The 19,946-nt window shown below is 70.7% G+C and carries 19 protein-coding genes; 10 read left to right on the top strand and 9 right to left on the bottom strand.

Annotated elements, in window-relative coordinates; all coding sequences use genetic code 11:
• The first annotated feature begins 88 nt into the window (after positions 1-88).
• Entirely contained in the window at positions 89-1,468 is a 1,380-nt protein-coding gene (locus AQJ91_RS26570) for a S1 family peptidase (RefSeq protein ID WP_067026487.1), read from the top strand.
• Positions 1,469-1,550: 82 nt separating this feature from the next.
• Here the strand turns inward: AQJ91_RS26570 and AQJ91_RS26565 are convergent, their stop codons facing one another.
• Complete coding sequence (locus AQJ91_RS26565) at positions 1,551-1,739, bottom strand: hypothetical protein (RefSeq protein ID WP_067026484.1); 189 nt, start codon at positions 1,737-1,739, stop codon at positions 1,551-1,553.
• A 123-nt stretch (positions 1,740-1,862) separates the two neighbouring features.
• The gene (locus AQJ91_RS26560) at positions 1,863-3,023 is read right to left on the bottom strand and encodes an ROK family transcriptional regulator (RefSeq protein ID WP_067026570.1); all 1,161 of its coding nucleotides are present in this window, start codon (positions 3,021-3,023) and stop codon (positions 1,863-1,865) included.
• Between the two features lie 179 nt (positions 3,024-3,202).
• Between AQJ91_RS26560 and AQJ91_RS26555 the strand changes: the two genes are divergently transcribed.
• Genes AQJ91_RS26555 through AQJ91_RS26540 form a run of 4 tightly spaced genes read left to right on the top strand, consistent with a single transcriptional unit; the run spans position 3,203 to position 7,696 of the window.
• Positions 3,203-4,168, top strand: coding sequence for a carbohydrate ABC transporter permease (locus tag AQJ91_RS26555; RefSeq protein ID WP_067026482.1), 966 nt, complete (start codon positions 3,203-3,205; stop codon positions 4,166-4,168).
• An 18-nt stretch (positions 4,169-4,186) separates the two neighbouring features.
• A complete protein-coding gene (locus AQJ91_RS26550) occupies positions 4,187-5,125 on the top strand; it encodes a carbohydrate ABC transporter permease (RefSeq protein WP_067026480.1) in 939 nt (312 codons plus the stop codon).
• Between the two features lie 10 nt (positions 5,126-5,135).
• The gene (locus AQJ91_RS26545; RefSeq protein ID WP_199848028.1) at positions 5,136-6,479 is read left to right on the top strand and encodes an ABC transporter substrate-binding protein; all 1,344 of its coding nucleotides are present in this window, start codon (positions 5,136-5,138) and stop codon (positions 6,477-6,479) included.
• Between the two features lie 14 nt (positions 6,480-6,493).
• On the top strand, positions 6,494-7,696 hold the full coding sequence (locus tag AQJ91_RS26540) for a Gfo/Idh/MocA family protein (protein ID WP_067026477.1): 1,203 nt from the start codon (positions 6,494-6,496) through the stop codon (positions 7,694-7,696).
• Positions 7,697-7,732: 36 nt separating this feature from the next.
• On the opposite strand, the gene AQJ91_RS26535 is transcribed toward AQJ91_RS26540, so the two are convergent.
• From AQJ91_RS26535 to AQJ91_RS26505, 6 genes are all read right to left on the bottom strand, one after another.
• Positions 7,733-8,434 carry a L,D-transpeptidase family protein gene (locus tag AQJ91_RS26535; protein ID WP_067026475.1) on the bottom strand — a complete coding sequence of 234 codons (702 nt, stop codon included), beginning with the start codon at positions 8,432-8,434 and terminating at the stop codon, positions 7,733-7,735.
• Positions 8,435-9,274: 840 nt separating this feature from the next.
• Positions 9,275-10,189 carry an SDR family oxidoreductase gene (locus AQJ91_RS26525; protein ID WP_067026474.1) on the bottom strand — a complete coding sequence of 305 codons (915 nt, stop codon included), beginning with the start codon at positions 10,187-10,189 and terminating at the stop codon, positions 9,275-9,277.
• Positions 10,190-10,268: 79 nt separating this feature from the next.
• Positions 10,269-10,640: a DUF4180 domain-containing protein gene (locus AQJ91_RS26520; protein WP_067026472.1), complete on the bottom strand. Its 372-nt coding sequence runs from the start codon at positions 10,638-10,640 to the stop codon at positions 10,269-10,271.
• 73 nt (positions 10,641-10,713) lie between these two features.
• Complete coding sequence (locus tag AQJ91_RS26515; RefSeq protein ID WP_067026469.1) at positions 10,714-11,343, bottom strand: MBL fold metallo-hydrolase; 630 nt, start codon at positions 11,341-11,343, stop codon at positions 10,714-10,716.
• Complete coding sequence (locus AQJ91_RS26510) at positions 11,343-12,428, bottom strand: S-(hydroxymethyl)mycothiol dehydrogenase (RefSeq protein WP_067026467.1); 1,086 nt, start codon at positions 12,426-12,428, stop codon at positions 11,343-11,345. Before AQJ91_RS26510 ends, AQJ91_RS26515 begins: the two co-directional genes overlap by 1 nt.
• 67 nt (positions 12,429-12,495) lie before the next feature.
• Entirely contained in the window at positions 12,496-12,783 is a 288-nt protein-coding gene (locus tag AQJ91_RS26505) for a metal-sensitive transcriptional regulator (RefSeq protein WP_067026465.1), read from the bottom strand.
• A gap of 337 nt (positions 12,784-13,120) precedes the next feature.
• Here AQJ91_RS26505 and AQJ91_RS26495 point away from each other — a divergent pair, with 337 nt between their 5' ends.
• The gene (locus AQJ91_RS26495) at positions 13,121-14,875 is read left to right on the top strand and encodes an ABC transporter ATP-binding protein (protein ID WP_067026461.1); all 1,755 of its coding nucleotides are present in this window, start codon (positions 13,121-13,123) and stop codon (positions 14,873-14,875) included.
• A 10-nt stretch (positions 14,876-14,885) separates the two neighbouring features.
• On the opposite strand, the gene AQJ91_RS26490 is transcribed toward AQJ91_RS26495, so the two are convergent.
• Complete coding sequence (locus AQJ91_RS26490) at positions 14,886-15,719, bottom strand: (2Fe-2S)-binding protein (protein ID WP_067026459.1); 834 nt, start codon at positions 15,717-15,719, stop codon at positions 14,886-14,888.
• A 174-nt stretch (positions 15,720-15,893) separates the two neighbouring features.
• Here AQJ91_RS26490 and AQJ91_RS26485 point away from each other — a divergent pair, with 174 nt between their 5' ends.
• Genes AQJ91_RS26485 through AQJ91_RS26470 form a run of 4 tightly spaced genes read left to right on the top strand, consistent with a single transcriptional unit; the run spans position 15,894 to position 19,871 of the window.
• The gene (locus AQJ91_RS26485; protein WP_407696924.1) at positions 15,894-16,919 is read left to right on the top strand and encodes a FecCD family ABC transporter permease; all 1,026 of its coding nucleotides are present in this window, start codon (positions 15,894-15,896) and stop codon (positions 16,917-16,919) included.
• A complete protein-coding gene (locus tag AQJ91_RS26480; RefSeq protein ID WP_067026455.1) occupies positions 16,916-17,971 on the top strand; it encodes a FecCD family ABC transporter permease in 1,056 nt (351 codons plus the stop codon). The genes AQJ91_RS26485 and AQJ91_RS26480 overlap by 4 nt, the downstream gene beginning before the upstream one ends.
• A gap of 32 nt (positions 17,972-18,003) precedes the next feature.
• The gene (locus AQJ91_RS26475; protein ID WP_067026568.1) at positions 18,004-18,819 is read left to right on the top strand and encodes an ABC transporter ATP-binding protein; all 816 of its coding nucleotides are present in this window, start codon (positions 18,004-18,006) and stop codon (positions 18,817-18,819) included.
• A 29-nt stretch (positions 18,820-18,848) separates the two neighbouring features.
• Positions 18,849-19,871 carry an ABC transporter substrate-binding protein gene (locus AQJ91_RS26470; protein ID WP_067026566.1) on the top strand — a complete coding sequence of 341 codons (1,023 nt, stop codon included), beginning with the start codon at positions 18,849-18,851 and terminating at the stop codon, positions 19,869-19,871.
• The last annotated feature ends 75 nt before the right edge of the window (positions 19,872-19,946 follow it).

The following is a 19,946-nucleotide window of genomic DNA, read 5'->3' as shown; positions in this document are numbered from 1 at the left end:
GGACCGGGCCACGTATGGAGAGAGGGTGCTCAACTCCGGGAGGGCCCCGCGGTGTTCGCGCCGCGCTGTACTGGTTCGGGAGCCATGCATGAGGCACGCACGACGACAGGTCGTCCGGCGAGTGACGCGGCTGGCGGCCGTCGGCGGACTCCTCCTCGGAGGAACGATGGTCACGCGGGCTGTGGCGAGTGAGCCTCCGGACGCCTCCGCCGTCCCGCGGACGACCGCCGCGTCGGCCGCCGACATGGGTTCCGGTCTCGTCACCCGGCTCGGTGACTCCCGTACGGCGGGCACCTGGATGGGCACCGACGGGAAGCCGGTCGTCGCGGTCACCGACGAGGACGCGGCCGCCGAGGTGCGGCGGGCGGGCGCCGCGGCGCAGATGGTGTCGCACAGCATGAACGAGCTCAAGTCGGCGACGTCGACGCTGCGTTCGCAGCCGACGGTGGCCGGCACGGCGTGGCTCATGGACTACCGGACCAACGAGGTGGTCGTCCGGGCCGACAGCACCGTCTCGGCCGCCGACTGGACGCGGCTGACGCGGATCGCGGACGGCATCGGCAGCTTTGTCCGTATGGAGCGCACCGAGGGCACCTTCACGACGCGCATCAACGGCGCCCAGCCGATCCTGTCGACGGCGGGCCGCTGTTCGGCGGGCTTCAACGTGACCGACGGGCAGCGCGACTTCATCCTCACGGCGGGGCACTGCGGGCCCAACGGGTCCGTGTGGTTCGCCGACAACGGGGGCCGGCAGCAGGTCGGCCGGACGGTCCAGCAGAGCTTCCCCGGCGGGGACTTCTCCCTGGTGGAGTACCAGGGCGGCGACGCGGGCCAGGGTGCCGACGTGGTGGCCATCGGCGACGGGAACGGCGTGCGGATCACGGGCGCGGCCGATCCGGCGGTCGGGCAGCGGGTGTTCCGCAGTGGCAGCACGAGCGGGCTGCGCGACGGCCAGGTGACCGCGGTCAACGCGACGGTCAACTACCCGGAGGGCACGGTCACCGGGCTCATCGAGTCGAACGTGTGCGCAGAACCGGGTGACAGCGGCGGGCCGATGTTCTCCGAGGGCATCGCGCTCGGGGTGACGTCGGGCGGCAGCGGTGACTGCACGTCGGGTGGTACGACGTTCTTCCAGCCGGTGACGAAGGCGCTGGCCGACCTGAACGTGAAGCTGATCGTGGCGGCGCAGAACGGCTCCGGGCAGCAGGGCGCCGCACCGTCGCCGGAGCCGTCCGCCTCGGCCACGCAGAGCGCGATCGCGCCCGGCGCGGCGTCACCGGGGTCGTCGGCGCCGGTGGGCGGTGCACAGGTGTCGACGCTGCTGTCGCGGCTCGCGGATCCGAGGAACATCGGGCCGGGGATGCTGGTGATCGCGGGGAGTCTGGTCGCACTGGTGGCGACGCGGTACATCCGCGCCGAGCAGGACCGCAAGGCCTATCAGCGGTACTACTCGGCGACCTGGGGATGATCAGCGCAATGAAAAGGGCACCCTTCGCGTCAGGGTGCCCGCTTCGGTCTCCGAGGCTCGGCGGTGATCCTCTCGGGGAGCGTCAGGCCGCCTGCACCGGCTGCGGCGGGGCCGCTGCGGCCCACTCCAGGACGAGGCGCTGGTAGATCTCGCGCTGCTCGACGCTCAGTGTCCCGCCCGACCGGCGCCACAGGGCCCGGATCTCCTCGTTGACCTCGTCAGCCGATCGATCGGAAACGGGTTCAACACTGGTGGACATGCCGTGAAGCATACGACTCCAGAGGTGAAGGCACTGTGAGTAATCACGAGCGATCCGGACATTTCGGACCGTGTTACTGATCACGTCCATCTGTCCACGCAGATCGAGGAGTTCACGCAGGTGAGGTGGCGGAATTCACGCTTCCGTCGCCCCCAGGACCAGCACCTGGATCGCCAGCACGGCGGCGCCGCGCGCCCAGTCGTGAAAGTCGGACACCTTGGTCTCGAGGTCGATCGGGGCGGCCAGCGGATGGCGGTGCGCCCGGACGGTCTCCGCCACGGCGTCCTCGGCGACGTCCATCAGTCCGACCCCTTCTCCGGCGAGCAGGATCTTCTGCGGCATGGCGAAATTGGCGATCTGGGCGACCAGGGTGCCCAGGGCGCGGGCCGCCTCGTCGATGACGCGGGCGGGCATCGCGTCGCCCGCGGCGGCGAGGGTGAGGATCTCCTCGTACGTCCGGTCCTGACCCGTGGCGGCCTGGATCTGGTAGCGGATGTTGGGGATCGTCAGCAGGGAGACGGCGCTGCCGCGCTCGCCGTCGGGAGTGAGCGGGCCGTTGGGGTTCACGATCCAGTGGCGGCCGAATCCCCGGTCCTCCTCGGCGTAGGGCACGCGCTTGCCACCCAGGACGAGGCCGTAGCCGATGCCGGCGCCGATGGTGAGGACGACGAACCGGTCGAGGCCGCGGCCGGCGCCGAACCAGGTCTCGGCCTCGACGAGGGCAGCGACGTCGTTCTCGACGACGACCGGCAGTCCCGTACGCCGCTCGACGAGCTCGGCGAGCGGCACGTCACGCCAGCGCAGGAAGGGTGACTCCCCCACCACGGCACGGTCCTGGACGAGGCCGCCCACGCCGATGCCGATGCCCGCGAGGCGGGGGTGGGTGCGGGCGAGTTCGTCGGTCATCTCGCCCAGCAGGCCGGCGACTTCGGCGGGGTCGTGGCTGGTCAGGGGGCGGTCGTGGCGGGCGACGATCTCGCTGCGGAGGGTGGTGACGACGCCGTAGACCATGTCCTCGGTAATTTTGAAGCCGATGAAGGAGCGGGACTCGGCGACGACGTCCAGCGGCTGGGAGGGGCGGCCCTGGCGCACCTCGGCCGGGGTGCCCGCCTCGGGGACCTCGATCAGAAGGCCCGACTCGATCAGCGGTTTGGTCAGCCGGGTGAGGCTGCCGGCGGACAGGTTCAGCCGCCGGGCGAGCTCGGTGCGCGACAGCGGGCCGCCGACGAGCACCTCGATCGCCACCGAGCGTTCGCCGGGACTGAGCGGAAGCCAGCTGGCCGCTACTGCCGTCATGACGGTCACCCTTCCCCATGATTTCCTTCATGATTTCTTTCACCACAAAAACAACGAGGCCAATCTAAGCCCTCCGGCCCGGCCGGTAGAAGATGTCTGCACACCCCTTGACGCATCGATTCTTCCGCCTCAAAAGTAAGTGGCCTGAGGTCGAGCCGCGCGGACAAGGGAGTCTCCCGATGACCATCGCCTCCAGCAGCCCACCGTCGCGTCTGCCACTCGGCGCCGCGGAAGAAGCACGGCCCAAGCCGAGGACGGACCGGGCGGGGGCCCGCGAGACGCGGGGGGACGGGCGGCTCGCCGCGGTGTTCCTGGCACCGGCCCTGCTGGGATTCACGGTCTTCCTGCTCTGGCCGACGCTGCGGGGCATCTACCTCAGCTTCACCCGATTCAATCTGCTCACGCCCGCGGAGTGGGTGGGCCTGGACAACTACGTGCGAATGGTCCACGACCCCATCTTCTGGGACTCGCTGACGGTCACCGTCGAGTACGTCGCCATCAACATCGGTGTGCAGACGGTCTCGGCTCTCGCCATCGCCGTGCTGCTGCAGCGGCTGACGCAGTCGGCGGTGCTGCGCGGGGTCGTGCTCACGCCGTATCTGATGTCGAACGTGGTCGCGGGCATCGTCTGGCTCTGGATCCTGGACACCCAGCTGGGCATCGGCAACGAGATCATCGCGGGACTCGGTGCCGACCGCATCCCGTTCCTCGCGGACGAGACCTGGGCGATCCCGATGATCGCCCTGATCAATGTGTGGCGGCATGTCGGCTACACCGCGCTGCTGCTGTTCGCGGGGCTCCAGGCGATCCCGAGCGACATGTACGAGGCCGCGAAGGTGGACGGCGCGAGCGAGTGGCGGATGTTCTGGCGGATCACCATGCCGCTGCTGCGGCCGGTCCTGGCGGTCGTGCTGATCATGACGGTGATCGGTTCGTTCCAGGTGTTCGACACGGTCGCCGTGACGACCAACGGCGGACCGGCGAACGCCACCAACGTCCTCCAGTTCTACATCTACGGCGCCGCCTTCGGCCGCTTCCAGTTCGGCTACGCGTCGGCGATGTCCGTCGCCCTGCTCGTCGTGCTGAGCGCGATCACCGTCCTGCAGTACCGGCTCACCCGGGCCGGCCAGACCGACCTCGGCTGACGGAAGGGAGACACCGACATGACTGACACAGCTGCCGTGACCGCCCCGACAACACAGGCGCCACGGGTACGGCCCCTCAGGCGCCGTCCCTCCCCGGGGCGGATCGTGGCCTGGGCGGCGATGGCCGCGATGGTGCTCGTGACCTTGCTGCCGTTCTACTGGATCCTGCGCACCGCGCTGTCCGCCAACGCCGCGCTCGCGGCCCATCCCGGCGACCCCCTGCCGGTGGACCTCACGACCGGCGGCTTCGAGCGGGCGCTGGGGCTGCAGTCCACCGAGGAGGCGATCGCCCAGGGCGGCGCCGGCGGCGGGCTCAGGTTCTGGCGCTACCTGATCAATTCGGTCGTCGTCTCGACGCTCATCACCGTCTGCCAGATCTTCTTCTCCGCCATGGCCGCCTACGCCTTCGCCCGGCTGCGGTGGCGCGGGCGGGAGAAGATGTTCGGGCTGTTCCTGGCCGGGCTGATGGTACCGACGATCTTCACCCTGCTGCCGAACTTCGTGCTCATCAAGCAACTCGGCCTGGTGGACAGCCTGTTGGGCATCTCCCTGCCGACGATGTTCATGACGCCGTTCGCGGTGTTCTTCCTCCGCCAGTTCTTCATGAACGTGCCCCGGGAGGTCGAGGAGGCGGCCCTGCTCGACGGCGCCGGCAAGATCCGGATCTTCTTCCGGGTGATGCTGCCGATGGCGTCCACGCCCGTCCTCACGCTCGGGGTGCTGACGTACATCACTTCCTGGAACGACTACTTCTGGCCGCTGATGGTGTCCTACAGCCACAGCTCGCGGGTGCTCACCGTCGCGCTCGCCATCTTCCGGGCGCAGACCCCGCAGACCGGCTACGACTGGTCCGGCCTGATGGCGGCCACGCTCATCGCGGCTCTCCCGATGCTCGTGCTCTTCGGCATCTTCGCGCGCCGCATCGTCAGCACCATCAGCTTCACGGGCATCAAGTAAGGGGACTGGGATGCGAACTCGTACCGTCATGGCGCTCACCGGAGCGCTGGCCTTGTCCCTGGTGTCCGGGTGTGCGCAGGGCGGCGCGGCCGGATCGGGGGCGAACACGGTGACGTACTGGCTGTGGGACGCCAACCAGCAGCCCGCCTACCAGGCCTGTGCGAAGGGCTTCGAGAAGGAGAACCCGGGCCTGAAGGTCAGGATCACGCAGATGGGCTGGGCCGACTACTGGACCAAGCTCACCGCGAGCTTCATCGCGGGCACGGAGCCGGACGTCTTCACCGACCACATCCAGAAGTTCGGGCAGTTCGCCGATCTGAAGGTGCTCGAGCCACTGGACGACCTGGACATCGACGACTCCGCCTACCAGGCGGGGCTGGCCGCCAACTGGACGGGCCAGGACGGCCATCGCTACGGCGCACCCAAGGACTGGGACACCGTCGCTCTCTTCTACAACATGAAGATGGTCAAGGAGGCCGGGCTCACCGCGGAGGAGCTCAACACCCTCGCCTGGAACCCGAAGGACGGCGGCACCTTCGAGAAGACGATCGCGCACCTGACCGTGGACAAGAACGGCAAGCGCGGGGACGAGCCGGGCTTCGACAAGAACAACGTCAAGGTGTACGGCCTCGCGACGGGCGGGGCGGGCGACGGCGACGGGCAGACCACGTGGAGCCCGTTCACCGGCTCGGCGGGCTGGCACTACACGGACAAGGCGCGCTGGGGCACCGAATACCAGTACGACAGCGAGACCTTCCAGTCGGTGACCGACTGGTACTTCGGCCTGGCGAAGAAGGGCTACCTCGCGCCGTTCACCGACTACACCGACGGCGCCAACCCGGCCAACGCCCAGGTCGCCTCCGGCAAGGCGGCGACCTCCTTCGACGGCGCCTGGATGATCTCGACGTACTACGGCACCAAGGGGCTCGACGTCGGCACCGCCCCCACGCCGACCGGCCCGACCGGCAAGCGGGCCACGATGATGAACGGCCTCGCCGACTCGGTCACCAAGAACGCCCGCAACAAGGAGGGCGCGAAGAAGTGGGTGAAGTACCTGGCCTCCGATGAGTGCCAGAAGACCGTCGGCAGCTACGGCATCGTCTTCCCGGCGACTCCGGACGGCACCCGGGCGGCCGTGGCCGCGTACGAGAAGAAGGGCATCGACGTGTCCGCCTTCACCGAGCCGGTCACCGACAGGAAGCACTCCACGACGTTCTCCTTCCCGGTCACCGACTACGCGGCGGACGTGTACGCCCTGATGCGCCCGGCCATGCAGGACGTCTTCGCCAACGGGGCCCCGGTGAGCGGCCTGACCAGGACCAACGACCAGATCAACTTCCTCCTCGGCCAGTGAAAGGCACACACTCCATGACGTTCTCCCTCGGCATCGTCGGCGCCGGGCAGTTCTCCGGCCAGTTCGCCAAGCTGTTCCTGGCCCATCCCGGCGTCGACGACGTCTACGTCACCGATCTGCTGCCGGAACGCGCCGAGCAACTCGCGGCCGCCGAAAGCCTGTCGGGCACCTTTCCCACGTACGAGGCGATGCTGGAGTCGCCGGCGGTCGACGCGGTCGCCATCTTCACCCAGCGCTGGACGCACGGGCCGCTGGTGCTCCAAGGGCTGAACGCCGGCAAGCACGTGTACTCCGCGGTGCCCATGGCGATCGCCACGGAGGAGATCGCGGCGATCATCGACGCGGTCAAGGCGACCGGGCTGACGTACATGATGGGCGAGACCAGCCAGTACAACCCGGCGACCGTGCACGCCCGCAACCAGATCGCCGACGGCGCGTTCGGGCGGATCTTCTACGCCGAGGGCGACTACGTCCACGACATGGACCTGGGGTTCTACGAGGCGTACCAGTACAGCGGCGGCGACAACTGGAAGGCGACCGCCAGCTATCCCCCGCTGCTGTATCCGACGCATGCGATCGGCGGTGTGCTGGGCGCCTGGCAGACGCACGCGGTGAGCGTGTCCGCGATCGGGGTCGTCGACGAGCGCGGGGACGGGGTGTTCGACAAGGGCGTCAGCCAGTTCGGCAACGACGTCTCCAACGCCACCGCGCTGTTCGAGGTGGCGGGCGGCGGGTCGTTCCGTACCAACGAGTTCCGGCGGGTGGGGTATCCCTCGCACATCCGGGAGTCGCGTTTCCGGTTCTTCGGGACGGAGGCGAGCATGGAGCAGCTGGCGACGGTGGCGTTCTGGCAGGACAAGAACGGGGTGAAGGACATCAGCGAGCTGCTGGAGCCCAAGCCCACCATGTCTCCTGACGACCCGTCACTCCAGCACATCGCGCCAGATCTGCGCGCGGCCTTCACCTCGGGTTCGGCGCCGGTGCACGACCGGGCGCGGCTCCCGCGGGAGTTCGACAACCTCCACAACGGCCACGAGGGCAGCCACCACTTCCTCGTCGACGACTTCGTGACCGCCGTCAACACGCGGACGCTGCCGCCGGTGAACGCCTGGGTGGCCGCCCGCTACACCCTGCCGGGCATCGTCGCGCACGAGTCGGCGCGGCAGGGTGGAGCGCGGCTGGAGATCCCCGACTTCGGGGACGCTCCCGAGCTGTAGGCACCGGCCGATGTCGGGCCGGGTGCCTGTGCCGCGTCAGGTGCCCGGCTTGCGGCCGTACACGTAGACGTCGTCGCCCTTCTTCAGCAGCGACCAGTACTTCTTGGCGTCGGTCTTGGTCATGTTGACGCAGCCGTGCGAGCCCGGCGGGTTCCACATGCTGACGCCGGCCGAGTGGAAGGCCTGGCCGCCGTCGAAGAACTGGCTGTAGGGCATGGGCACGTGGTAGATGCTCGACACGTGGTCGATGTTCCGCCAGTAGATCTTCTTCAGGCCGGTGCGGGTCTCGTAGCCGTTACGGCCGGTGCGGACCGGTACCGGGCCGTAGACCAGCTTGTCGCCGTCCTGGATCCAGCTCAGCTGGAGAGTGAGGTTCACGCAGGCGATGCGACCCTTGTTGACCGGGCATTTGCCGGCCTTGTTGGGGTTCTTGCCGACGGCCTTCTGCTTGTTCATGAGGTCCATCACGCCCCAGGTGACGGGACCCGCGTAGCCGGCGTTCGGGGTGATGCCGTGCTTGGTCTGGAAGGCCTGGATGGCCTTGCAGTCGGCAGCGGACTGCTTGCCGTCGACCGGCCGGCCGAGGAACTTCTCGACCTGCTTCTGGTACGGCCCGGTCTGGGTCGTACAGCTCGGGGCCGCCTGTGCCGGTGCGGTGCCGAGTGCGAGCGTCAGCGGTGCGACCAGTCCTGCGGTGATGCCGAGTGCGACGGCGCGCCGTCTGCGTATGTCCCCCATGGCCGGGCCTTTCCCTTGCGTGATTCCTGTTGGTCTTCTGCCAGCTAGACCGGTGTGCGGGGGTGTCGGTTGTAGGCGCGGACCGGCTGTGACGAAACGGTGAAACTCAGGGGCCGCGTCCGCAGCGGTTCCTTCGACTGGACCGAATGCACGGCCGTCATGCCCGCTTACGCTGCCGCTCATGTACCGCACACTCGGCGACGACATGTCCCGGCCTCCCGAACTCCTCCAGTCCGCAAGCGACTTGGCCGCCCGCGGGCTGGCCGAGCGGCCGGTTCGTCACCGGTGGTGCGACGCCCGCCCAGGTCGCCGGGGACTGGCTGACCAGCGCGTACGACCAGAACGGTTCGGGCGTGGCCGGCTCCTGGGCTGCGGCTCTGGAGCGGAAGACCGTGGGGTGGCGATCGGCCGGGAGTGGGTGGGCGAGCGGCTCGGGGTGTCCGTGTCGCCGGACGGCGTGGCCGCGCTGGGTCCGGTCCCCGTACTGTCCGGCAGCCTCGTATCCGGCGGCCGTGCGGGGCGACCGGATGAGGTTGCGGCGCGAGCAGGCGGCGCGCCGGGGTCCGGGTGCGTCCCGTTGCCGAGCCCGGAAGCGACCCGGTACGTCACCGTGGCAGCCTCACGGTGATGGAGAAGGCACGGGCCTGGGTCGTGACGGTGATGGAGATGGAGCGGTTCGTCCGCGACGGCACGCGGGATCCGGAGGCGCGACCGGGCGCCGCGGGAGCGGCAGCGCGCCGGGCGTGAGGGCTACTACACGGCCGTACGGGAGGATCTGGCGCTGCCGCCCGGGCACTCGGCGCGACGGGCGGTCGTGTCCGCCGCGCCCGACGGCTCGGCTCAGCGGTAGCCGGTCACGTCCGCCGGTTTCCCCGCGTCCTGGACCTCGCCGAGATAGCGCCAGGCGTCGGGGCGGCTGCCGTCGAGGTCCGTGAAGCCGTACACCTGGGCCAGTCCGCCACTCGAGAGGGACTCGCCGTTCCAGCGAGCCACGTCGGGGTCGGCGGCGAGGGCGGCGACGGCCCGGCCGACATAGCGCGGGGTCTCCGAGACGGCGAAGTGCGGGACGCGGTCGAGGGCGTCGCGCCAGTTGTCCTCCCTCACCCCGAAGTTGTCGAGCATCATCTCCGAGCGCAGCCAGCCCGGGGTCAGCGCCACGGCGGTGGCCCCGCGAGGGCCGAGTTCGTGGCCGAGGGAGAAGGCCATGCGCAGGACGGACCACTTGGCCAGGTCGTAGAAGAAGGAGTTCCGGTAGTTGTCCCGGTTGTACTCGGTGGTTCCGTCGGTCATCTCGACGACCAGCCCGCCGGGGTGGCGCAGCAGCAGGGGCAGGGCGTGGTGGTTGGTGACGGCGTGCGTCTCGACCGCGAGGCGGAGGAGCCTCAGCCCCTTGTCGAGGTCGTGCTCCCAGACGGGGCTGTCCCAGGCGAAGAGGTGCTCGCCGCCCCAGATGTCGTTGACGAGGATGTCGAGGCGGCCCTGTTCGTCGGCGACGCGGTCGACGAGGGTGCGGACCTGTGCCGGGTCGAGGTGGTCGGTGGGTACGGCGATGCCGTGACCGCCGGCCTCGGTGACCAGGTCGGCGGTGTCCTCGATCGTCTCGGGGCGGTCGTACTCCGAGCGCCGCGCGCGGGTGCTGCGCCCCGTGACGTAGACGGTGGCGCCGGCCGCCCCCAGCTCCACGGCGATGCCGCGTCCGGCTCCCCGTGTCGCTCCGGCGACCAGCGCGACCTTGTCCCGCAGTGGCTGTGACATGTCCGACCTCCCATGACGACTGCTGTCGCCTTCAGGCTGCCGGGTAAGCCGGACATCTCCTGTCACCTTTTACGGCGGGTCACCCGGCCGCGCGGAGTTTCTCGCCGAGTGCGTCGAAGTCGGCCAGGACCCATACCTGGCGGCCCTGGTTGGTCTCGTGGACGAAGTCGCGCAGGGCGGTGCTCCCGTCCACGTGCCGGGACACGTCGCCTACGACGGCCAGGCGCACCCGGTAGTTCACGAACTTCTGCATGACCGCCCCCGCGACCCCCGACCGCAGCCGGAAGAACTCCGCACCGACCCGCTCGACGGGCACGGCGACGAGCTCGGCCTCCTGCCCCATGGCGTCCCCGATCAGATCGAGCGCGGCGCGCTCGCCGTCCAGGGTCGGGCCGTCGGGGGTGCAGCGCAGGACGCGTACACCGTGGAGGTTCACCGTTTCAGAGGTCATGCGGCGTGATCATAGGAGCGGTGCGGAGGGCTGCGCCAGGAAAATACGGCCCGAGGGGAGATTCCCGGCCGCGTCAGCGACCTCGGGCGATCCACTCCTCCAGGTGCGGTGCCTCGGCCCCGATCGTGGTGGTGTCGCCGTGGCCGGTGAGGACCTTCGTCTCAGGTGGGAGGGTGAGCAGGCGGGTGCGGATCGAGTCGACGATCGTCGGGAAGTGGGAGTAGGTGCGGCCGGTGGCGCCGGGGCCGCCCTGGAAGAGGGTGTCGCCGGTGAAGACGGTCGCCAGGCCGGGGTCGTAGAGGCAGACCGCGCCGGGGGCGTGTCCGGGGGTATGCAGGACCGTCAGGTCGGCGCCCGCGGCCTCGATGATCTGGCCGTCCACGAGCTGGGCGTCGGGGTCGCGGTCCGGGTGGGTCTGCTTCCACAGCGGCAGGTCGTCGGGGTGCAGCCAGATCATGGCGCCGGTGCGGTCGGCCAGGGCGGGCGCGGCGTCGATGTGGTCGTTGTGGGCGTGCGTGCAGACGATCGCCGTGAGGCGGCGGTCGCCGACGGCCTCCACGATGGCGTCGGCGTCGTGGGCGGCGTCGATGACGACGACCTCGTGGTCGTCGCCCACGAGCCAGACGTTGTTGTCGACGTCCCAGGTGCCGCCGTCGAGGCTGAACTGCCCTGAGGTGACGAGGCGTTCGATGCGGGCGGCCATCAGAGGATCACCACCGAGCGCAGGACGTCGCCGTGGTGCATGCGCTCGAAGGCCTTCTCCACGTCGGTGAGTTCGATGGTCTCGGTCACGAACGCCTCCAGGTTCAGGCGGCCCTGCAGGTGCAGGTCGATCAGCATCGGGAAGTCCCGGGAGGGCAGACAGTCCCCGTACCAGGAGGATTTGAGGGCACCGCCGCGTCCGAAGACGTCCAGCAGTGGCAGTTCCAACTTCATCTGCGGGGTGGGCACGCCGACCAGGACGACCGTGCCGGCCAGGTCCCGGGCGTAGAACGCCTGCTTGTAGGTCTCCGGGCGGCCCACGGCCTCGATCACCACGTCCGCGCCGAAGCCGCCGGTCAGCTCGCGGATCGCCTCGACCGGGTCGGTGTCCTTCGAGTTGACGGTGTGGGTGGCGCCCATGGTGCGGGCGGTCTCCAGTTTCCGGTCGTCGATGTCCACCGCGATGATCCGCGCCGCGCCGGCCAGGTTCGCCCCGGCGATCGCCGCGTCCCCGACGCCGCCGCAGCCGATGACCGCGACGGTGTCGCCCCGGCCGACGTTGCCGGTGTTGATCGCGGCGCCGATCCCGGCCATCACTCCGCAGCCGAGGAGGCCGGCGACCTGCGGGGCGACCGCCGGGTCGACCTTGGTGCACTGGCCCGCGGCGACGAGGGTCTTCTCCGCGAACGCGCCGATTCCCAGCGCCGGCGAGAGCTCGGTGCCGTCGGTCAGGGTCATCTTCTGCGTCGCGTTGTGGGTGTCGAAGCAGTACCAGGGCCGGCCCCGCAGACAGGCCCGGCAGTTCCCGCACACCGCACGCCAGTTCAGGATCACGAAGTCACCCGGGGAGACGTCCGTGACCCCGTCGCCGACCGACTCCACCACACCCGCCGCCTCATGGCCCAGCAGGAAGGGGAACTCGTCGTTGATGCCGCCCTGCTTGTAGTGCAGGTCGGTGTGGCACACCCCGCACGCCTGGATCTGTACGACGGCCTCCCCGGGCCCCGGGTCGGGCACGACGATCGTCTCGACCCGCACCGGCTCGTCCCTGCCCGGTGCGATCACGCCGCGTACTTCCTGAGCCATGGTGCTGAAACCCTTCCGTCGGCCGGTGTGCGGACCCTCGACCCTACGCGTGACTGATCAGTAACGCCTACGCCAACGACAGGAACAGCTTCTCCAGCCGCGCCTTCATCTGCTCGGTCGTCTCACCGTTGGCCTTGCCCTTCTCGGCATCGGTGAGGCACTGCTGCAGTCCCGTCGCGATGATCGCGAAGCCGGCCCGGTCGAGGGCGCGGGAGGCGGCGGCGAGCTGGGTGACGACGTCCTCGCAGTCGCGGCCCTCCTCGATCATCTTGATCACACCGGAGATCTGCCCCTGCGCCCGGCGCAGCCGGTTCAGCACGGACTTGAGGTCATCACCCTCGAACTGAAGCTCCACGATCACTCCTCTGGATACCCTTGGGGGTATCTTACCTCGGGGCCCCCTTCCCGTTCCCGGCCCTCAAAAGGATCTCATCCGCCATGCCACTGACCGGCGGCACGCGGGGCCGGCCGCCGGGATCGCGGGCGGCCTGGTCTTCCGGGCGCTCACAAACACCTGCGGCATGGCCGCCCGCGCCGCCGGGGCTTCCTGCGGGTCGGCGATCTGGACCGGGTCGTCGTCTGCGGGCCGGCGCAGGAGGTCGTCGCGGCGGCCGGCAGGCGCGGAAACCCGCGAGCCCGGGGCGGGGGTGCCGACGTAGCCTGAACGCTCCGTCCGACTTCCGAGGAGCACCGTGACCATCGCAGCGACGCACACCGACCAGCCCCCGTGGCGGCTGCTCCTCGGATATGTCCGGCCGCATCGGTGGGCCCTGCTGGCCGGCGCGGTGTTGTCGCTGGTCACGGGGGCCACGGGGCTGCTGCTGCCGCTGGTGGCGCGGGAGCTGATCGACGATCTGTCGCACGACCGGACGATCACCGGGGCGCTGGTCGTCATGTCGGGCCTGGTGGTGGCCAACGCGGCGGTGGGCGCGCTGGGTTCGTATGTGCTGCGGCGCACCGCCGAGTCGGTGGTGCTCGGTGCGCGGCGCAACCTGTCGTCGTATCTGCTGCGGCTGCGCATCACCGCCGTGGACCGCAGCGAGCCCGGCGACCTGATGGCCCGGATCACCTCGGACACGACGCTGCTGCGTGAGGTCACCACCGACTCGCTCGTCGGTCTCGGTACGGGCGGGCTCACGCTCGTCGCGACGGTGGTGATGATGGGCCTGGTGGATCCGGTGCTGCTCGGCGTCACGCTCGCCGTGATCCTGGGCGCCGGGACGGTCCTCGGGGTGATCGTGCCGCGCATCAACCGGGCCAGCCGGCAGGCGCAGGACGCGGTCGGCGTGATGGGGGCCTCGCTGGAGCGGATACTCGGCGCGCTGCGCACGGTCAAGGCGTCCGGTGCCGAGCACCGGGAGGAGCGGACGCTGCACGGGGCCGCCGAGGAGTCGTGGCGGCAGAGTGTGCGCGCCGCCAAGTGGTCCGCGGCGGCGGGCAACACGGCGGGGCTGGCGATGCAGATCGCGTTCATCACGGTGCTCGCGGTGGGCGGGGCGCGGGTGGCGACGGGAGCCGTCGATGTCGGCACGCTGGTCGCGTTCTTGCTGTACGTCTTCTATCTGATGTCGCCGATCCAGCAGGTCGTCGGCGCGATCACGCAGTACCAGACGGGTGCCGCCGCCCTCGCCCGCATCCAGGAGGCGCTGAGCCTGCCGTCCGAACCGGCCGCCCTGCCCGCACCGTTGCCCGCCACCGGCGCCGAGCCCGCCGCGCTCGCGTTCGAGGACGTCCGCTTCCGGTACGCCGACGATCTGCCGTACGTCCACCACGGGGTGACGTTCGCCGTGCCGGCCCAGGGCATGACGGCGTTCGTCGGTCCGTCCGGCGCGGGCAAGACCACGGTCTTCTCCCTGATCGAGCGGTTCTACGACCCCGAGTCCGGCGTCATCACGCTCGATGGACGGGACCTCGCGGACTGGGAGCTGTCCGGGCTCCGGTCGGCCATCGGCTATGTGGAGCAGGACGCGCCGGTCCTGTCGGGTTCACTGCGGGACAACCTGCTGCTGGGCAACCCGGACGCGGACGAGGACGCCGTCACGCGCGTGGTGAAGACGACCCGCCTCGACGGTCTGGTCGCACGGCTGCCCGCCGGCCTCGACACCCTCGTCGGACACCGGGGCACCAGGCTCTCGGGCGGCGAACGGCAGCGTGTCGCCATCGCCCGCGCCCTGCTGCGCCGGCCCCGGCTGCTGCTCCTCGACGAGGCCACCTCGCAGCTGGACGCGGTGAACGAGGCGGCGTTGCGGGACACCGTCGCCGATGTCGCCCGGACGACCACGGTCCTGGTCGTCGCGCACCGGCTGTCGACGGTGACGATGGCCGACCGGATCGTGGTGATGGACGCGGGGCGGGTACGTGCGGTGGGGACCCATCGGGAACTGGTCGCGGCCGATCCGCTGTACGCGGAGCTGGCGGCGACGCAGTTCCTGGCGACGGCGGAGTGACCCGGCGGGCTCAGCCCTGGAGCCGGCGCAGCCGTTCCGCGTCGCAGGTGCGGGGGCAGGTGGCGCACGCCTCGTCGGGGCGGATCGTGTAGTACATGCAGCAGCCGGTGCGCGTACGCGTCGGGTGCCGGCGTCCGTCGTCGGTGGTGAGGTACCGGAAGCCGGCGCCGCCGGGGTACGGGGTCACGCCGGTCGGCAGCAGCGTGGTGGCGGCCCGTACCGCGTCGCCCTCGCGGCCGAGGGTCCGGCCGAGGTACCAGATGCCGGAGACCAGGTCGTCGGCGACCATGCCCCACAGGGCGCGCTGTCCCCGTCGGGCGAGGGGGCCGATCGCGGTCAGGAGCGGTTCCATGTGCTCGGCGACGGCCGCCCTCAACTCGTCGCACAGGGCGTCTTCGTGAGGGACCGTCAGCACGCCGGGCAAGGTGGCGGCCGGGTCGCCGGGCAGGCAGGTGAGGTCGGCGCCCGGGGTGAGGGTGAACTCGGCCGTGGCGAGGTCGAGTCGGAGGTCCTCGGGCCGGATCCGGGGCACCCGGCGCTCCAGGTACCAGGCGCCGCTCATCAGCAGGGCGACGGACCAGGCGTAGTCGTGCAGGGCGCGCGAGGCGGCGACGTCGCGGCGCGGCACCGTTCCGTAGCGGTGCCGGATGCGCGCCGCCTCGGCGTCGACGAAGGCGTCGAGCACGGCCTCGTCCTTCACCAACTCCGCTGCGGTCGCGCCCCCTTGGGCGTCGCCCGCGATCCGCACGGACAGGACTTCGCAGATGTCGGCCAGCCGCCGGTAGACGTCACCGAGCGTGTCTGCGACGGCGCCGGCCGGCGAGGTCTTCAGGGCCACGGACATCGGAGCTCCAGTGCAGGGGATTTCGGCGAGAGTCGGAAAGGTAAGCCTTACCTTACACGTGAGATACCGTAAAAACGGTCAGCGTGCCCCCTCTGAGCGATCTTGTATTGCACACATCACAGAGATCACACAGCAGTTGGCGTCTAAAGCAAGGCTAACCTAAGCTCACGGCTTGTGACTGCGACCCGACAGGGCGCACCCCCCGGTGTGCCCTTCCGTGCCTTCCGGCACATTCCGCTCTTCCTCATCGGCCTCGGCGCCCTGGCGCTCTGCACCGCGTCGAGCCTGGCCCTCGGCGCCCGTTCCGTGCCGCTGTCCACCGTGGCGGACGCGCTGTTCGGCGATGCGCACGGCCGGGAGGCGCTGGTGGTGACCGGGCTGCGGCTGCCGCGTACCGTCATCGGACTCGCGGTGGGCGCCGCGCTCGGGGTCGCGGGGGCCGTCGCCCAGGGCATCACCCGCAATCCGCTCGCGTCACCGACCACGCTCGGCATCAACGCGGGCGCCGGTTTCGCGGTCGTCGTCGCCATCTTCGCGCTGAAGCTCAACAGCCCCGCCGAGTACGTGTGGTTCGCGTTCGCCGGTGCGGCCGGGGCCGCCCTGTTCGCGCAGGCGCTCGCCCGGCGGGCCGGGGACATCGACGCCGTACGGCTCGCGTTGGGCGGCACCGTGCTCCAACTCGTGCTGCTGTCCTGGACGTCGGCGGTGATGCTGATGAACCAGCGCACCCTGGACGAGGCCCGCTTCTGGCTGGCCGGCTCGCTGTCCGGGCGCACCCTGGACGTGCTGTGGCCGGTGCTGCCGACCCTGGTCCTCGGCCTGGTGGTCGCGCTGGCGGTCTCCCCCGCCCTCAACGCCCTTGCCCTCGGCGACGATTCGGCGCAGGCGCTCGGTGTGCCGGTCGCCCGCATCCGGCTGGCCGGCGGTGTCGCGGTCGTGCTGCTCGCCGGGTCGGCGGTCGCGGTGGCCGGGCCGGTCGCGTTCATCGGGCTTGCCGCGCCCCATCTCGTCCGTCCCCTGCTGGGCGGCGACCACCGGCTGCTGGTGCCCGGCTGTCTGATCGCCGGTCCGCTGCTGCTGCTCACGGCCGATGTGGTCGGCCGGATGGTGATCCGACCCTCGGAACTGGAGGCCGGCATCGTGACCGCGTTCCTGGGCGCACCCCTGCTGGCACTGCTGGCCCGGCGGGTGACCCGATGACCAGTGCTGTCGTGTCCGTCCGTACGAAGCCCCCGTCCGCGTCCCGGGCCCGGGTGCGCCGCCGCGTCCTGGTGTTCGCCGCGTCCGGCCTGACCGCCCTGTTCGTGCTGCTCACCGTGTCCCTGACGACGGGTGAGGTGCCGATGCCGGCGGGCACGGCGCTGCGCGCGCTGGTCGGGCTCGGGGATCCGGGGGACGTGCTGGTGGTGCAGCAGTTCCGGGCGCCGCGCTCGGTGGCGGCGATCGTCGCCGGGGCCGGGCTGGGGGCCGCGGGCCTGGTGCTGCAACGGCTGTTCCGCAATCCCCTGGCGTCCCCCGATGTCATGGGCGTGACAGGCGGGGCGTCGCTGGGCGCGGTCGCGCTGATCGCCGCCGGTGCCTCGCAGGTGCTGATCCCGGTCGGGGCGCTGGGCGGCGGGCTGCTCGCGGCGCTGCTGCTGGGCGTGTTCGCCTGGCGGTCCGGGCTCGCGGTCACCCGGCTCGTGCTCACCGGGCTCGCCGTGCAGGCGGGGCTCGCGGCGGCCGTGAACCTGATGATCGTGCGCTTCCCGGCCGAGCTCGCCGGGTCCGCTCTGCAGTGGACGACCGGTTCGGTGTACGGGCGGACGTGGACGGAGGTGTGGGGCGCGGGCGGCGCCATGGTGGTCGCGCTCGCCGCGGCGCTGGTGCTGCACCGGCGGCTGGCCGTGCTCGACCTCGGGGACGACTCCGCGGGCGCTCTCGGCCTCGGCACGTCGGCCGCACGGCTGCAACTCCTCGTCATCGCCGTCGTGTTGGCGTCGCTGGCCGCCGCGCTGGCCGGTCCGGTGACGTTCGTGGCGCTGGCCGTGCCGCACATCGTGCGGTTCGTCACCGGGCCGCCGACGGCCGCTTCGCTGGCGCTGGCCGGGCTCACCGGGGCGATGCTGCTGCTCGCCTCCGACCTGGTGGTGCAGCACCTGCTGCCGATCGAGGGGCTGCCGGTCGGCGCGGTCACCGCCACGCTCGGCGCGCCCTGGCTGCTGGTGCTGATGCTGCGCCAGAGCTCGCCCGTGCAGAGGAACCACGCATGACGGACGTACAGGAAACGCGTCAGGAGCCGCAGATGCCCACCCCGAACCAGCTCACCACCGAGGGCCTCGACCTGCGCTACGGCGACCGGCTCGTCGTCGGCGGCCTCGACCTGACGCTGCCCGGCGGCGCCGTCACCGCGATCGTCGGGCCCAACGCCTGCGGCAAGTCAACCCTGTTGCGCGGCCTGAGCCGGCTGCTCGCACCGGCCGCCGGACACGTCATGCTGGACGGCGCGGACATCCACGGCATGTCCGCCCGGGCGCTGGCCCGCCGCATGGGACTGCTGCCCCAGCAGCCGGTCACCCCGGAGGCCATCACCGTCGAGGCGCTCGTCCGGCTCGGCCGGTATCCGCACCAGCGGCTGCTGAGCCCCTGGTCGGCCGCCGACCAGCGGGCCGTGGACGAGGCCCTGGAGCACACCGGCACCACACCGCTGCGCGACCACCCGGTGGACCAGCTCTCCGGCGGTCAGCGGCAACGCGCCTGGATCGCGCTGGCGCTGGCCCAGGACACCGAGCTGCTCCTGCTCGACGAGCCCACCACCTTCCTCGATCTGCGGCACCAGCTCGACGTCCTCGACCTGGTCGCCGCCCTGCACGCCGAGGCGGGCCGCACCGTGGTGATGGTGCTGCACGACCTCGGTCAGGCCGCCCGCTACGCGGACCACATGGTGGTCCTCAAGGACGGCCGTCTCGCCGCCGCCGGCGCCCCGGCCGACGTCCTCGACGCGGAGCTGGTGAAGTCCGTGTTCGACGTGGACTGCCGGGTGATCCCCGATCCGGAGACCGGCACCCCGCTGGTCGTCCCGAGAAGCAGCGCGGTGCGGCACTCCGCCGCCACCGTGTGACCGCTCCCTATCAGAAAGACCACCCGCTCATGTCTATGCGATCTCCCCTGCACGGGATCGGCCGGCTCTTCGCCGTGCTGCTCTCCGTGCTGCTCGGTACGGCCGTCCTGGCCGCCTGCGGCAACGACGACTCCGCCGCCGAGGCCGACACGGCGAAGGCCACCAACGCCGCGTCGTCCGACTTCCCGCGCACCCTCAAGACCGTCATGGGCGACGTCGAGATCCCGTCCCAGCCGAAGCGGGTCGTCGTCCTCGACACCGGTGAGCTGGACGACGTCACCCTGTTCGGCATCGACCCGGTCGGCGCGGTCGCCCCGCACTTCAAGACCGAGGGCGGCTTCCCGACGTACTTGAAGGGCGAGCTCGAGGACACCGTGGACGTCGGCCCGCTGCTGGAGCCGAACCTGGAGAAGATCGCCTCGCTCAAGCCCGATCTGATCCTGTCCTCCAAGGTCCGCCACGAGAAGGTCTACGACAAGCTCAGCGCGATCGCCCCGACCGTCTTCACCGAGACCACCGGCGGTGTCTGGAAGGAGAACCTGAAGGTCCACGCCGAGGCGCTGGGCCTGGAGAAGGAGGCCGCGGCCAAGCTCACGGCGTACGAGACGCAGGCCAAGGCGCTCGGTGAGGCCATCAAGAAGAAGGACGGCGGCACCATGCCGACCGCGTCCGTGGTCCGCTTCGTCGCCGGCCCGACCCGCCTGTACCAGACCAACTCCTACAGCGGGGTCGTCCTGAACGACATCGGCCTGGAGCGCCCGAAGTCGCAGATCTCGGACGACCCCGAGGTCACGATGAAGGACGTCAGCCCCGAGGAGATCGACCAGGCCGACGCCGACCTGATCTTCGTCACCTCCGCCGACGCCGAGGACAAGACCCAGAAGAAGCAGGTCACCTCCAACCCGGTGTGGAAGGACCTCCCGGCCGTGCAGGACGGCAAGGTCTTCGAGGTCGCGGACGAGACCTGGATGTCCGGCATCGGCGTCCAGGCCGCCGAGGAGATGCTCAAGGACGTGGCCAAGGCCACCGGCGTGGAGCTCCCGGCGAAGTAGCCGCCGCTGTTCCTGCGGGGCGGGCCGGCTCCCTCCGAGCCGGCCCGCCCCGACCCCCCACCCGCTAGCGGAAGT

Source organism: Streptomyces dysideae (assembly GCF_001514305.1).
GTDB lineage: Bacteria > Actinomycetota > Actinomycetes > Streptomycetales > Streptomycetaceae > Streptomyces > Streptomyces dysideae.
This window is presented reverse-complemented; position numbering and strand designations above follow the sequence as displayed.